At 50.7% G+C, this 14741-nt stretch carries 13 protein-coding genes and 1 pseudogene; 5 read left to right on the forward strand and 9 right to left on the reverse strand.

The genetic code is table 11. The features are described 5' to 3' along the window. Positions 1–13: 13 nt before the first annotated feature. Positions 14–184, reverse strand: coding sequence for a hypothetical protein (locus METTU_RS23680; protein WP_169624905.1), 171 nt, complete (start codon positions 182–184; stop codon positions 14–16). Between the two features lie 165 nt (positions 185–349). Here METTU_RS23680 and lnt point away from each other — a divergent pair, with 165 nt between their 5' ends. Then, positions 350–1846 (forward strand): apolipoprotein N-acyltransferase, encoded by a 1497-nt coding sequence (gene lnt, locus METTU_RS12810; RefSeq protein ID WP_006892098.1) that lies wholly within the window; start codon positions 350–352, stop codon positions 1844–1846. Between the two features lie 70 nt (positions 1847–1916). On the opposite strand, the gene METTU_RS12815 is transcribed toward lnt, so the two are convergent. The 3 genes from METTU_RS12815 to METTU_RS12825 form a co-directional block, all read right to left on the reverse strand. After that, positions 1917–2198 (reverse strand): hypothetical protein, encoded by a 282-nt coding sequence (locus METTU_RS12815; RefSeq protein WP_006892099.1) that lies wholly within the window; start codon positions 2196–2198, stop codon positions 1917–1919. Between the two features lie 163 nt (positions 2199–2361). Then, positions 2362–2739: a rhodanese-like domain-containing protein gene (locus tag METTU_RS12820; RefSeq protein WP_006892101.1), complete on the reverse strand. Its 378-nt coding sequence runs from the start codon at positions 2737–2739 to the stop codon at positions 2362–2364. A 129-nt stretch (positions 2740–2868) separates the two neighbouring features. Next, positions 2869–5550 (reverse strand): bifunctional acetate--CoA ligase family protein/GNAT family N-acetyltransferase, encoded by a 2682-nt coding sequence (locus METTU_RS12825; RefSeq protein ID WP_006892102.1) that lies wholly within the window; start codon positions 5548–5550, stop codon positions 2869–2871. A 225-nt stretch (positions 5551–5775) separates the two neighbouring features. Between METTU_RS12825 and METTU_RS12830 the strand changes: the two genes are divergently transcribed. Continuing rightward, entirely contained in the window at positions 5776–6282 is a 507-nt protein-coding gene (locus tag METTU_RS12830) for a hypothetical protein (RefSeq protein ID WP_150107783.1), read from the forward strand. 178 nt (positions 6283–6460) lie between these two features. On the opposite strand, the gene METTU_RS22500 is transcribed toward METTU_RS12830, so the two are convergent. Together METTU_RS22500 and METTU_RS12840 are read right to left on the reverse strand one after the other, a co-directional pair. Further along, the gene (locus tag METTU_RS22500; protein ID WP_006892104.1) at positions 6461–9031 is read right to left on the reverse strand and encodes a sensor domain-containing phosphodiesterase; all 2571 of its coding nucleotides are present in this window, start codon (positions 9029–9031) and stop codon (positions 6461–6463) included. 374 nt (positions 9032–9405) lie between these two features. Continuing rightward, positions 9406–10308 (reverse strand): MerR family transcriptional regulator, encoded by a 903-nt coding sequence (locus tag METTU_RS12840; RefSeq protein WP_006892105.1) that lies wholly within the window; start codon positions 10306–10308, stop codon positions 9406–9408. 90 nt (positions 10309–10398) lie between these two features. On the opposite strand from METTU_RS12840, the gene METTU_RS12845 reads away from it, so the two are divergent. The 3 genes and pseudogenes from METTU_RS12845 (at position 10399) to METTU_RS12855 (ending at position 13125) form a co-directional block, all read left to right on the forward strand. After that, entirely contained in the window at positions 10399–11574 is a 1176-nt protein-coding gene (locus tag METTU_RS12845) for a sigma-70 family RNA polymerase sigma factor (protein WP_006892106.1), read from the forward strand. A 134-nt stretch (positions 11575–11708) separates the two neighbouring features. Then, positions 11709–12587, forward strand: a pseudogene (locus tag METTU_RS12850) (ATP-dependent metallopeptidase FtsH/Yme1/Tma family protein); the annotation flags it as partial. 106 nt (positions 12588–12693) lie between these two features. Then, the gene (locus METTU_RS12855; RefSeq protein ID WP_006892107.1) at positions 12694–13125 is read left to right on the forward strand and encodes a hypothetical protein; all 432 of its coding nucleotides are present in this window, start codon (positions 12694–12696) and stop codon (positions 13123–13125) included. Positions 13126–13199: 74 nt separating this feature from the next. On the opposite strand, the gene METTU_RS12860 is transcribed toward METTU_RS12855, so the two are convergent. From METTU_RS12860 to METTU_RS12870, 3 genes are all read right to left on the reverse strand, one after another. Next, the gene (locus METTU_RS12860; RefSeq protein ID WP_006892108.1) at positions 13200–13529 is read right to left on the reverse strand and encodes a type II toxin-antitoxin system RelE/ParE family toxin; all 330 of its coding nucleotides are present in this window, start codon (positions 13527–13529) and stop codon (positions 13200–13202) included. Further along, positions 13529–13789, reverse strand: coding sequence for a type II toxin-antitoxin system Phd/YefM family antitoxin (locus tag METTU_RS12865; RefSeq protein ID WP_006892110.1), 261 nt, complete (start codon positions 13787–13789; stop codon positions 13529–13531). The genes METTU_RS12860 and METTU_RS12865 overlap by 1 nt, the downstream gene beginning before the upstream one ends. Positions 13790–14296: 507 nt before the next feature. Beyond that, positions 14297–14741: IS91 family transposase (locus METTU_RS12870; RefSeq protein WP_006892113.1), on the reverse strand; the 445-nt coding region annotated here is incomplete at its 5' end.

Consider the following 14741-nt stretch of genomic DNA (forward strand, 5'->3'; position numbering starts at 1 on the left):
GTAATACCGACCTTTAATCTTCAGGTTGGCTGGGGAAATAAGGGTCGGCGATCAAAACCGGGATAAACAGTGCAATCATTACCGCAATTGCAATAAACGCGGGGTTAATAATGCCTGCCAACCAATAGGCTATCGCACTCCCCCAGACCATGCGCATCGGCCCGGGCATTTTAATGATTTTCAAAACAAGCTCCTTGGTAAATAGGGTTGTAGGGCTTTCCGCTTAAGACGGGGCAAGCGTCAAGGCTTAACCTTAAACTATGCCGTAGCGTTTTTGGTATTATGACAGCTAATTTCAATGAGCGTTCATTTACAAAAGACGATCATAAGCCGATTTTGAAAATAAAACATGCAATATTCAAACAGTAACTATTGGGATTTTGGCGCCCCAATTGCCGGTATTTTACTCACCTTATCTTTTGCTCCTTTTGATTATTCCTGTTTGGCGCCGGTAGCGTTGGCGTTTTTGTTCGCCTGCTGGCAGAACGTATCGGCTAAGCGCGCGGCCATGCGCGGCTATTTATTCGGCCTGGGCGCGTTCGGTTCAGGCGTGTCCTGGGTCTACATCAGCATGCACGATTTTGGCGGAGCCGGTGTGTTTGAGGCGAGTCTGCTGACCGGTTTGTTTTCCGCTTTTTGGGCATCGTTTCCGGCCTTGGCCGGTTATCTTTCGGTAAAAACAAATCCGGTAAATAAGGGCTCGGTTCGGATTCTGTTGATGCCGGTCATCTGGATACTGGTTGAATATCTCCGGGGCTATTGGGTGCTGAACGGATTTCCCTGGCTGCATATTGCCTATTCTCAGTTGGAAACGCCTCTGTCCGGATACATACCGGTATTGGGCGTTTACGGCACCGGTTTCATCGCCGCATTAACGGCTTCAATGGCCGTAGAAATTTTGTTTGGCAGCAAAAGATTATTGCCGATAACGGTGCTTATCGTCTTATGGGGAACCGGCGGCTTGTTGCGTAATCAAACCTGGACGCATGAAATCGGCCAGCCCCTTCGCGTTTCCATGATTCAAGGCAATATAGCGCAGGATCAAAAGTGGCGGCCTGAAAATAAAATCAACACGCTTTTAAAATATAAAAAGATGACCGAAGCCCATTGGGATTCCAACATCATTATCTGGCCGGAAACCGCGATTCCCGCCTATCTGGATCAGGTTAACGACGCCTTTTTAGCGCCTCTCGGTAACGACGCCAAGCTGCACAATACCGATTTAATCATCAGCGTCCCGGTACAGGAGCAATCCCCGAGCAGGAGCTTCAATGCCGTGATAACCCTGGGCAAGGAACAAGGCATGTACCGTAAAACCCATTTGTTGCCTTTTGGCGAATATCTGCCGCTACAGCCTTTATCGGGTTTTGTGCTGAACAAGATAAATATAAGACTGGGGAATTTCACGCCGGGGGCGGTAGACCAGCCTTTGTTGAAAGCGGGCGGCTACCCCTTCATAACCTTGGTTTGTTATGAAGACGTATTCGGCGATGTGAGTAGCCGGGGGTTACCGGACGCGGCTTATCTGGTTAATGTGACTAATGACGGCTGGTTCGGCAATTCGATAGAACCTCATCAACATCTGCAAATGGCCAGAATGCGGGCAATGGAAACCGGGCGCTTTTTGTTGCGTTCGACAAATACCGGAGTGACGGCTGTTATTTCGCCAAAGGGCGAGATTATCAATCAGGCTCCGTTGTTTCAGGAAGTAGCGCTAACCGGAACCATAACCCCGATGGGCGGCATGACGCCCTATGCGAAATGGGGCGACAAGCCGGTTATTGGGGTAATGGCTATTTTGTTGTTGGGTTTGATGGGTTGGGGCAAAAGAGGTAGGTCGGGATAAGGCCATCCAAGGGGCGTGCCGGAAACGTTGCCGCTCGAACCGGCGTTTCCGGCCTGCAGGGCTGTTTTACTTATTCTCCGGATTCTTCTTTAGCCTTCTTCGATTTCCATTTCGAATAGAAGTAGGCCCCACCCGAGATGACCCCGGTAACCGTTGCGGCAGTCCCGATGATCGGAGCTGCGGTAACGATCAAAGGTGCGCTCGTTATTCCAAGAGCGACACCTATCGCACTGAATCCGGTGGGTATAGCCAATGCTGCACCCGCCGCTACAATGCTGGAAGTAATACCTAATCCCATCGACACGGTTTCTATTTTGTCGGCAACTCTCTTGTGATTTATTCGGGTTTTCATTGTCACGTTCTCCAAATCCGAGGGCTTTCACAAATCGGTGATGCCCAACAAATTATTATCTAAAACTAATATTTTACATCCTTTCTTAATGATCCGGGAGCGGAACGGGGTTTAAATCCCGTCCGGCAGAAAGTTTCCGTGCTAAACAGCCAAGCGCATCTGTTTATTCAAAATCAAAACCCGCTTTCCTCCAAGCCTTTGCGCCTCCTTTAAGATTAGTTAAGTTATCGTAACCTAATCCATGAAGAGACTTTGCCGCAGCATTTCCCATCGGGCCGCCTTCGCAATACAGATAAATGGCGGTGTGTTGATCTTTTGGAAATTTGTCTTGGTATTTCTCGATCTCGTTATAAGGAATAACAAGATCGGTGCCTTTGATGTGCTTTTGTTCGGGCGTGTGAACGTCAACCAGGAATATATCCTCATGTTGCATGATTTGGTTCAATTCAGCCGCGGTTATCGCTTTCAAATAATCAGGTTCTTGAAACGTGCAGCCGCTTACAATGAAGATAACGGCTAGAATGTAATGGCGTTTTTTCATAGCTTAGACCTCGAAATTCAATTGCTTTGAGATAATTGGGGGGAGGGACGGAGTTTAAACCCCGTCCCAGGCGATTATCCATGATCAGGGCGCGTTCGCAAATTCCGATCGTTGTCCGGCAGAGATCAATTATTGCCTCAAATCCTTAACAACCCGCACCACTTCCTGATCATCGGCGATGGTTTCGATGCTGAAACCCAGCTTGGTAACCAGCGACAACATAGGTTTGTTAATCGCCAGCACCTCGCCTTCAAAGAAGGATATGCCTTTGGATTTGGCTGTTTGCAACAAGGTTTTCATCAGTCGGGTGCCTATACCCATGCATTGGCAATCATCGGCAACGACCAGCGCAAATTCCACCGAATGACCGTCCGGGTTGACCATATACCGACCCACACCCAATTCATTCGGCATGTTTTCGTCTTCGGTTACCGCAACAAAAGCCATTTCGCGGTCATAATCGATTTGGGTGAAGCGCACGATCATTTCCGGCGTCAATTCCTGCAAAGCCTGCATAAAACGGAAATATTTAGTGCGTTCGGATAAGCGATGCACAAAGTCTTTTTCCATGCCCGCATCCTCAGGTCGGATCGGCCTGATCGTAATATTGGCGCCGTTCGATAATTGATGATGCTGGATTAATTGATGGGGATAAGGATGGATCGCCATATGCGAATAAGCAGTGAGCTGATGCGATGTTTCCGCTTTAATGCGCGCATCAACGGCCATGACGCCGTGCTCATCGACGATCAGCGGATTAATATCCAGCTCTAAAATCTCCGGCAGCTCGCTGACCATGGTCGATACATTCAGCAACACATCCACCAAGGCTTGTTTATTGGCGACCGGTAATTGGCGGAATGCCTCAAGATACCTGGCCGCCTTGGTTTTGGCGATCATTTGTTCAACCATATACGCATTCAGCGGCGGCAGCGCGACGGCACTGTCTTTCAAAATTTCCACCATCGTGCCGCCCAAACCGACGCTGATCGCAGGGCCGAATACAGGGTCCCTGACCACGCCTATCATCAACTCGCGGCCGCTGGCGGATTTGAACATCGGCTCAACGGTCATGCCGACTTCGGTAATTTCGGGGTATTTTTGCTTGATTGCTGTTTCCATTTCCAGGTAATGGTGCGAAATTTCCTGAACGCTGTTGATATTAAGCCGCACGCCGCCAATATCGGATTTATGACTGAACTCAGCCATATTGACTTTTAATACCACCGGAAAGCGCATCGTTTCAGCGGCGATCATCGCATCTTTGGCGCTGGAAACCTTGATAGTCTGGTTGACCGGAATGTGGAACGCGGCCAGGATGGCTTTGGATTCCTGCGCGGTTAAAACCTGACGGCCTTCCGAAAGCACCCGCTCGACAATCAAACGCGCACCGGCAACATCGGGTGTCGCCAATTCATCGGTAGGCGAGGGGATTTGTTTCAGCAGGATTTGATTCTGGGTATAGCTGGACAGGAATGAAAACGCATCGACCGCAATTTCCGGCGTACTAAAGTGAGCCACTTTGCTGTTGGCAAAAAGATTACGGCCTTCCTGAACCCGTGCGCCGCCCGTCCATGAAGCCAACACCGGTTTTTTGCTGGTTTTTGCGCCTTCGATAATGCATTCGGCGACCTGGGTCGGATTGGTCATCGCCTGAGGCGTTAAAATGACCAGTATGCCGTCGATATTTTTATCTTTAAGGCAAACTTCCAGCGCTTTCTGGTAACGCTCGGAAGTCGCATCGCCCAGAATGTCGACAGGATTGGCATGGGACCAGTGTACCGGCAAAACCTCGTCCAGCGCGGCGATGCTGGCGGGACTCAGTTCCGCCATTTGCACGCCGACATCTTCCGCGCGGTCGGTGCTCATAACGCCGGGGCCGCCGGCATTGGTGATAATCGCCAGACGGTCTTTTTTGACCACATAATTGTTGGCCAAAACGCGGGCGGCGGAAAACAGCTCATTGATGCTGTAAACCCTGACCACACCGGCCCTGGCAATCGCCGCATCGAACACATTGTCGCCGCCGACCATTGCGCCGGTATGCGACATCGCCGCCTTGCAACCGGCTTCATGACGGCCGGATTTGATCAGGATCACCGGCTTTAGCCGGGCAGCCGCTTTAAGGCCGCTCAAAAAGCGACGGGCATCACGGATACCTTCAACATACATCAAAATGCCGGTGGTTTTGCTGTCGGTCGCCAGATAATCCAGCACCTCGCCGAAATCGATGTCCGCCGCGCCGCCCATCGATACCACCGTTGAAAAGCCGATGTCCTGGGATTTGGCCCAATCCAGAATCGCCGTACACACCGCGCCCGATTGGGACAGCAGTGCCAGATTGCCGTCCTTAATCGTGCCGTCGCCGAAGGTCGCATTCAAATGGCCGCTGGGACGGGCAACGCCCAGACAGTTCGGGCCGATGATACGGATACTGTAGCGATGGGCGATGTCCAGAACCTCCTGTTGCAGCCGTTTGCCTTCCACGCCCAGTTCGCCGAAGCCCGCGCTGATAATGATCACGGAAGTGACGCCTTTCTCGCCGCATTGGCGCACAACGCCCGGAACGCTGGGCGCCGGGGTCGCTATCACCACCAGATCGAGATCCTCGGGAACGGCATTGAGATCGGGGTAAGCCTTTAAGCCTAGTAAAGTGTCGCGTTTGTTATTGACCGGATAAAGTCCGCCTTTAAAGCCCGCTTCCTGCATGTTAAGCAGCAGCCGGTAGCCCACGCTTTCTTCGCGTTCGGATGCACCAACGATAGCAACGGATTTTGGGGTGAAAAAACGGTTCAGGTAATGAGGGCCCATTGATGCTCCAGAAATAACGGAAAGAAAATACGGTTTATAGCGCAAAATTCTAGCATTGTTAGCCTGCGGACCTGATTAAATTTTAATGACGAAGCCGTAAGCAGCGCCATAAATTGATACACTGGTGTTTTTGAATTGGCGGAGAGTATTTTGAGACATTTGATAATAAACCAGCCGAGTAAGGCATGCCGCGCGGGCCTTTTAATCATCGCACTGTTCAGTTTAATGATTGATCAACCGGTATTTGCTCATGCCGGGGTCGATCACGACAATAGTTGTTTTCTGACCGTGGGCGATACCCGATTGCGAATCAGCGGTTACCAGTTTCAGCCCGAGCTGGAAGGCAAGCACTTCTGTCATTTTTTTCCTGAGCTTGGACAAATAGTGCTGGCGGTGGAACCGTTGGCGGAAGGACAGGAAAAGACCTGGGTTACACTGGAGTTGGCGGCATTGACTTCGTGGCTAAATCCCGCCGAGGCTTTTACCGTGATTAAACAGCAGCCTGCGCAGCCTATCGGGACAGGTCTGGCTTCGATTTCGCAAACCATTGAACAGCGCGGTGTCTACAAGCTTAATGTGACATTGCAGGAGGGTTCCGGTAAGAGTCGGCAACAGCGCCTTATCTTTCTGGTGGGTATTCCGGTGACTAAAATACTGGTGATGATTGCCGGTGGCTTATTGGTTTTTGTGCTTGGATTTGCCGGGCTAAGCGGTTTAAAAAAGGAGGGTTAAAGAGTGTTGATGACAAAAAATGCGGAAAAAGTCGCATGGTTTTGTCCATATAGAACCTGTTTTTTGAAGAATTTCCAATACCCAATACTAACAAGCGCAATACGTTAAATATAGCCTTCAGTAAGGGATGAAGCCTTTACTGAAGCTTGTCTGACAGGGGCTTGCTGACTCAAAACGATCAAGCAGCAAAGCCCTGCTTCAGCAATGCATCAAACTGCTCAGCCGATACCGGTTTGCTGAACAGATAACCTTGCATCTCATCACAACCCTGTTCGCGCAGGAACGCTTGCTGCCCTTCCGTTTCCACGCCCTCGGCAATGGTTTTCAGGCCAAGGCTCTTCGCCAAGTTGATAATGGCGCTGACGATCACCTTGTCTTCCGGGTCGGTGCTGATGTCACGTACAAAGGACTGGTCGATCTTGAGCTTATACACCTTGAATTCCTTCAGATAGCTCAGTGAGGAATAGCCGGTACCGAAGTCATCGATCGACATACGAACGCCGCGCTCTTGCAAATTGTTCATTACGGCGATGGCGCTTTGCGGATTGTGCATCGCCACGCCTTCGGTCAACTCCAGTTCCAGATACTCGGGCGGCAAGCCTTCTTCGTCGAGTATGCGGGTGACCAGCTCGGGCAGGTCGGGATGACGAAACTGCACCGCTGACAGGTTCACTGCCATAATCAACGGGCCGAAACCCTCATTCACCCAAGCTTTTGCCTGCTGCACGGCGCACCGTAATACCCATTCGCCGATCGGCAGGATCAGCCCGCTGCCTTCCGCGACAGGAATAAATTCCGCCGGAGACACCATGCCCAATTCAGGATGCTGCCAGCGTAGCAAGGCTTCCGCCCCGATAATGGCCCCGTCGCGCATCGAAATTTGCGGCTGGTAATGCACTTGTAATTGGCTGCGATCAAGCGCATGGCGCAACGCATTGACCAATTGCAGATTGCGTGCCGAGCGCGCTTGCATTTCCTGGGTAAAGAAACGATAGCATTGGCGTCCTTCCTGTTTGGCGCGATACATGGCGGTATCTGCACTTTTGGAGAGCGCTTCCAGATCCTCGCCGTCTTCGGGATAGAGCGCAATACCGATCGATGCCGTAAGGATGAGGTCATAGTGCTCAATCCGATAAGACTCGGCAATGGTATCCAGTAACTTTTGCGCCACATGCGCGGCGCCGATCGCATCGACGCCGGGTAATAACAAAATGAATTCGTCCCCGCCCAGGCGCGTCACCGTATCTTCCTCACGTAGCGCGGCACGCAAACGCTTGGCCAATTTGATCAACAAGGCATCGCCGATGCTGTGGCCGAGCGAGTCGTTGATGTCTTTGAAATGGTCGAGATCGAGAAACATCAAGGCCAAATGGCCGTTGCTGCGCTTCGCCAGGCTGAGGGCATATTTAAGATGATCATTCAGCTGGGTGCGATTCGGCAATCCGGTGAGCCAATCGAAATTTGCCAGATAGTGAATATGTTCCTCGGCGCGTTTGCGTTCGGTAATGTCAGAAAAATTACCGACATAATGCGTGGTTTTATCGTCACTGTCCTTAACGGCAGTAATTGTCAGCCACTTTGGGTAGATGCGCCCATCCTTATGTCGATCCATAATTTCACCTTGCCAGTAGCCTTCGCTGTGCAATGTCTTGTGCATGGCATGGTAGAAAAAATTATCGTGACGGCCGGATTTAAGCATGGAAGGTTTGTTACCGATCGCTTCTTCCGTTGAGTAGCCGGTGATGATTGTAAAGGCTTGATTGACCCGGACAATAATCTGGTTTGCATCGGTAACGATAATGCCTTCCTGCGTTTGAAATGCAGTAGCGAAAATACGCTGTTCCTGTTCCGCAAGTTTTTTCTTGGTAATGTCGCGTACAGCGCCTACGGTGCGAACAGCGCGGGAGACGTCTCCATCGGTCTCAAAGAATGTTTGCGACCGCGTTGCCAGCCACCCCACTTCGCCATTCCGGCAAAAAATCCTGTAGTCGATGTCGAGGAGACCGTTTCCGGATGAATTTTGAGCATGCCGGACAGCTTCGATAACCCGCTTCCGGTCGTCAGGATAAATGCTGGCGGTAAACGTCTGCGTAGTTACGAGTTCATCGGCGTCCCATCCAAAGTGGGTGCGCAGTTCAGGGGAACAATAGATCGAATCGTTACCATAAGTTTGTTCGAAAACGCCGGTCCCGGAGACAAGGGTGGCTTGATACAGCCTGTCTTCGTTTAATCGAAGAACTTCACTGACCCGCTCTTTTTCTTCAAGATTACGCTTCCGCTCGATCTCCATGCCGATGCGCTGGCCGATGATGCGCAGAACCTCTTGATCCTCATTGGTAAAATCATGCGGTTTATCGTCCAGCAGGCAAGTGATAGCCACCACTTTTCCGTGATTATCCAAAGAAGGAAACCCACAATAAGCAACGGCGTTATGGTCTTGAAGGAAAGCCGCTTCGGGGAAAAGCTCTTTTACTTGGTCATAGACTCTAATATCTTTCGTTTCCTCAACCGTTGCGCAAGGGGTGCTTGCCAGCAAGCATGCCCCCGCATTTTCGTATATTTCTCCATCCATATACACGGCCAGGAAATTAAGCCGCTCCCCTTGTATTTCGGACAGGCAAACAAGCTTGACTTCCAGCAACTCACCGATCAGTTTGGCCGCATGCTGGAAAATTTCCATGGGGTCGCCCGATAACGTCAAACTCAGTTCAAACAGCTTTTTAAGTCGGGATATTTGGGCGTCTTTCATGGCGGGGTTAAATTTAAGTTGAGCTGCATTCTTGATCTAATTATTTGTTAATTATACCGATTTCATCATGTCGGCGCATTCCGAATCGAAGCGGCGAATGACTGGACTAAAAGGCATTGTGTTAAATCTTATCCGGCATTATCGGCTGCCGGGCCTTGCTGTAAAAATGATCAACCCTGTTCTCAGGCCACCCAAAATATCAGATTCGCTGCATTGCCATGAGTACTGCTCCAGTATAAAAATGAAGGCATAGAAAAAACCTATTGCTCCATAGAAAGTCATTATTATACAAATGCTTATATTGCAGTCTATGATTGCTCCAACTTGAAATATTGCGATGCATATTGTTTGATTGCGCACCGCGAAGTGCGTTATTAAGCCTTATCCAACAGCATCCACTGCTGGGCTTTACTGTAAAAATGATCGATGTCTGTGATCAGTTCGCAGTTGGGCGATGTGGAATGTTGATGCCAGTATCGGGCGCCATCGCCACCTATCCAGACAGTCGAGGCCGCCGCTTCTTTTGCCGCGACGACGATTTGCAACTGTTCAATGGTTGTCGGTTCCGGCGGCGTTCTCACCAAACCGATGACAATGATGTCGGGTTGTAAATGGTGGATCGCTTCGACAATATCCTTGCCGGGCAAATTCGCACCCAGGAAAAAGCAGCGGTATTGCTGAACGGCCGCCAGCAAGCAGCTCAACAGAATGCCGCATTCATGGGGTTCATCGCTCGGGGTGGCGAACAGCATGGCCGGGCTGTTGGCCGATGCATTTTGCAGGTTGTTGACCATGCTCAGCACGATGCGATTGACGCAACAGGTAAACATGTGTTCCTGGGCGATGCTCAATTTTTCTTGATGCCAAAGTTCACCTACTTTTTTCAGCGCGGGCAATAAAATGTCACGGGCGTATTCCAAGGGCTCGCTAGCCACCAAGGCGCGCTTCAACAGCTGCTCGCAGCGGTCAATACGATAGTCCAGGAGGGCTTCGATAATCCGGTCCGGCAGCGGATGCGCCGAATCTGTATGCGGGGCTTGTGTTTGCCGTTGCAGGTCGCGCAACGCCTCGCAATTCAAACCGGCGATTTTGCTGATGGTGTGGCCGTTGCGGGTCAGTTGGGCAAGCAGTGTCAGTTTTTCCATATCCTGTTGCGAATACAGGCGGCGGCCGTTATCGCTACGCGCCGGGGTAATGCTCGCGTAACGGCGTTCCCAGGCCCGCAGGGTTTCGGCGGGCAGTCCGGTCAAAAGGGTGATCGCTTTAATTGAATACATTGTTTATGTTTTGCACAGAAAATAGTTTGACAAATATTGTACATTTGGAGTAATTTTAACGCCAGCTTAAAAACATTAACGGATCAAGCCATGACAGAAGCCGTACTCATCAATACCGCTCATCCAGCCGTTTCGGTCAACGAATCAGAACCGCTTGCGCTTGCCATGGACATGGAGCAGGCCAGACAGAATCTGTTGTTGCTGTTGTTGGCAGAAGATGAAGCGTCGGCGTTATTACTCAAGCAGTGCCTGTCCCATTTAGATAATGGCCGGGATATTTCTGAAATCGTCAGTGATAAAACGGTCGAGGCGATTATTGTACAAGGTGCAGATTTTGTACAGCCTAATCTTGTTCAAGATGTCCGGTACTTGCTGGAGAATTCCGTGTCCAGGTCTTCGTTACTCAAGCTGCATTTCTTGCCGAGTTTTTTAATCGAGGTATCCGGTTTGTTCATGTCCATGACCGGACATCAAGCTGCCTTTAACGCATATCGACTCAAGCTGGGTCAAGCGGCTCAAGCCTTGCAACGGCTTAGACAGCAAATGATCGCCGGTAATGTTCGCTTGGCGGCATTCGTCGCTCACAAACACAAAACCACGGTGTTGAGTTTTGACGATTTGTTGCAGGAAGGCGTGGTCGGTTTGATCAAGGCGGTAGACCGTTTCGATCCTTATCGCGGTTATCAGTTTTCGACCTATGCGATTCCCTGGATCAAACAGGCTATCTCACGGCTGATCGTTAAGCAGGAAAAAATCGTGCGCCTCCCGGTGGCTTTGGCGGAAAGGGCGTGTGCGGTGTTTGAAGCGATGCGCAACGCTTATCTGCAAACCGAACGCTGGCCCAGTATCGAACAATTGAAAAGTCTCTGCGATTTAAGCGAAGACGAAATCAAAACCATCAGAAACTATTACCAAGCGACCCATTCCCTGGATGCGGTCGGAGACGCCGAGGAAGATGAAGGCCAGGCGCTGATGGCGCGCATGAAGCAACGGCAATTTGCACTGCCGCTGGATGAATTGATCGATCGCAATTTGGGCCGGTATCTCGACCAGGTAGTCGCGACGTTGCCGGACAAAGAAGCGGCGATTCTCAATATGCGTTTCGGACTGAAAAACCATACGGAAATGACCTTGCAGGCCATTGCCGATCAACTACAGGTAAGCCGGGAGAGAGTCAGGCAGATACAAAACGACGCGTTAAAAAAACTTAAAAACCAGTTCGGTTACGACCTGATGCTGTTCCTTGAGCCCAATGACAGCTACTAAAACCAGGGTAAATCTTGAGAAAGAACAATTTGGCCGGTAAAAAAACATGATCCACGAAAACCACAAAAGGCACGAAAAAAACAACCGAAAGAATCGTATTGTGGGATTTTTCGTGCTTTTCGTGTCTTTCGTGGCCGCTGGCCGATGACGTGAACATCAACGATCTGGCACGCGGCACGCCGGGCTTTTCCGGCGCCGAGCCGGCCAACCTGATTAACGAAGGCGCGTTGTTCGCAGCCCGGCTGAATCAGCGCGAGGTGACCATGAACAACCTTGACAAGGCCCGCGACAAAATGATCATGGGCGCGGAAAAACGCACCCTGGTGATGAGCCGGGACGATCTGCTGATGACCGCTTATCACGAAGCCGGTCATGCGATTGTCGGCCGGATCGTGCCCGATCATGACCCGGTTTATAAGGTCAGCATCATGCCGCGCGGCGGCGCATTGGGCATTACCCTGTTCCTGCCGGAACGCGACCAATACCGTGCCAACAAAGATAAGCTGGAAGGCCAAATCTCCAGCCTGTTTGGCGGCAGGGTTGCGGAAGCGTTGATTTACGGCAAAAACAAAGTCACCACCGGCGCGTCCAACGACATTGAACGCGCGACGCAATTGGCGCGCAACATGGTCACCCAATGGGGCTTGTCGGATCGTCTCGGCCCCATGGATTACGGCGATAGCGAAGGCAGCTACATGGGGCCGCAAGCCAAGCCGATGTCCGAGAAAATGGCGTAAGTCATCGACGAGGAAATCCGTCATGTCATCGATACCAACTATCAGCGCGCCGAGCAAATCCTGAAAGACCATATCGAAATTCTGCACAACATGGCCCATGCCCGGCTGGATTGGGAAACCTTGGACAAGTGCCAGATCGATGCGTTGATGCAGGGACGGATGATTGACCCGCCCGAGCCGGTTGTCGATGACGTTCAACCCTTGGTCAGCGAGATTGAGCTGGATCAAGGCCACCGCAGTAAAAACCCGAAAGACTCGCAACTCGCAGCGTCTTGAATTTAACCTATTCGGCCGGGCGGCTAAGCTCCGGCCATCCTATCCTCCTCTATATGCCCTTCAAACCTTGTATTTGTGAAGGGCATCTTTTTCCATGGAGATGATCATGATCGCCAAACTTTTAAATCACAAAACGCTGCAATGGCTAAGCCTGTTGTCGGCATTCAATTTTAATGTCGCGGTTATTTTTTTGCTGGTTGTCAGTCTTTTTTCGGCAGCCGGTAGCTCGTTGTTTTTTGAAAATAACAGCGAACTTTATGGGCCGTTGGCCGGCAACTTGCGTTTGATGTTGGTTTATTTAACGCTAAGCCAATTTAGCGCCTACTGTTTTTGCAGCTATAGCCGGAACTATCGTCTGTTAATACCGGTAGGTCTGTTTTGGTTGCTGCTGATGGGGTCAATCGAGTTTTACGGCATGGTAAACCAGATACCGATAGATGAAGGCTACGGCCGGCTTTTTCTGTATTTGGGTTTGTCCAATTTGGTTTACGGCGGGTTTATGCTTGCAAACGGGTATCAGTGCCGGGATGTTGATTGAAGTATCGTGGAAGCTGTAAATCGCCTTGAAATGTGCCGATATGAACAGTTGTAAGCCGACACGGCTATTTCCGGTTAGATGGTTCGTAAAAGCCGTCTTGTCAGTAGTGATTTCAAGTCTCGTCGAGCATCGGTAATGATATGAATGTAAAGGGTGTCCTGTCGCACTTCATAAATGATGCGATTCATTCCTGAAATAACCTGCCGGTATTGACTGAGGTTTAGCTTCTCGAACTCTTCCGGAATGGAGCCGGCGTGAGGAAATGTTTTCAGGTTGCGGATAACCGCTTTGATCTTGTCATAGGTGCTCTGCCAAGTCTCAATGGAGAAGTTTTTGACGATGTAACTTTTGAGTTCTTTCAGATCATGCTCAGCCGATTCCAGTATGACGACTTTCATATTCATTATTTGTCCAGTTCGGCAAATACGTCTTCGGCATCACGGAATTTGCCTTGCTCGATCTCGCGGTTCCCGAGTGCCAGAATTTTCAACAGGGCAAGCGTTTCTTCCAGTTCCTCATAGCTCTTCACATCCATGACAACAAGCTTGGCCTCGCCGTTTTGGGTGATCAACAAAGGCTCGCGTTTTTCCGAAAGTTCTCTGACAATCTCGGCGGTGTGGCTCTTGAGGTAGCTGATGGGCTTGATTTGGGATGAAAATTTCATGGTGTTATTTCCCTGATTGAATTAATGAGACCGATATTAGTCTTAATTAAGTCTTGCGTCTAGGATTGTTGAAGCTCTATTTGATTTGGATTAAATCACTCCATGGGGCGATTTAAAAATTGGTTATGCATTAGCCGACTGATTTTGTTAAGGGTTGTCAGATGCCTGCCCTCCTGCGCAAGACTGCAAGACGCGACAGAACTGGGTGGGCAGGCGTCGGACAAGCCTCGAGGGAGGAAACCGCGGGCTACGCAGCAGTGGACTAGAACAGGGGATGGACTATGGAGATTTAACAGGTGGCTGTACGGGTTAACCTGGCTCTCATGTTGGTCAGCCGAGGCCCGATATAGCCCAGTAGGTCCATCTCACAGTCTATGCGCCTGATTTTTCGTGGCGGTGGCGAGCAAAAAATAGGGATTTTACGCCACCAGGCCAAGCCTTCCCGTATCGGCTCTAACCGCCGATAAACCAGTGGCAGGTGATTTGGCGTTTGGCAGGCACTTGTTTTCATGCCGTACCTCGTTGCCAAGGTGGCGCTCGAATCGGCTGTTTGCGCGCTAAGATTTTGACGATGATCATGGCCGCACCGCAGTCGGGACAGGTGAAAGTCGGCTGGGCCGATTGTCCTACCGCATCGGTATCCCCACCGTTGAGTTCACTGTCGGTCGGCATAACCTGCAGTAGTTTACGTACCTGCGCAAGCTGTTCACGGCGGCCGCAATTGGCGAGCAAGCCATAATGACGAATGCGATGGAAGCCACTGGGCAACACATGCAACAGGAAGCGGCGGATAAACTCGTCGGTAGTGAGCGTCATGGTTTTATGCCGCGTCTTGCCCTTGGCTCGGTAGTCTTTCCAGCGGAACGTGACGCCGCGCTCGTCCAGGGCAATCAGGCGTGAGTTGGCGATTGCCACCCGGTGGGTATAACGCGACAGATAAGCCAATACCGCC

Origin of the sequence: Methylobacter tundripaludum SV96 (genome assembly GCF_000190755.2) — a bacterium.
GTDB classification, from domain to species: domain Bacteria; phylum Pseudomonadota; class Gammaproteobacteria; order Methylococcales; family Methylomonadaceae; genus Methylobacter_A; species Methylobacter_A tundripaludum.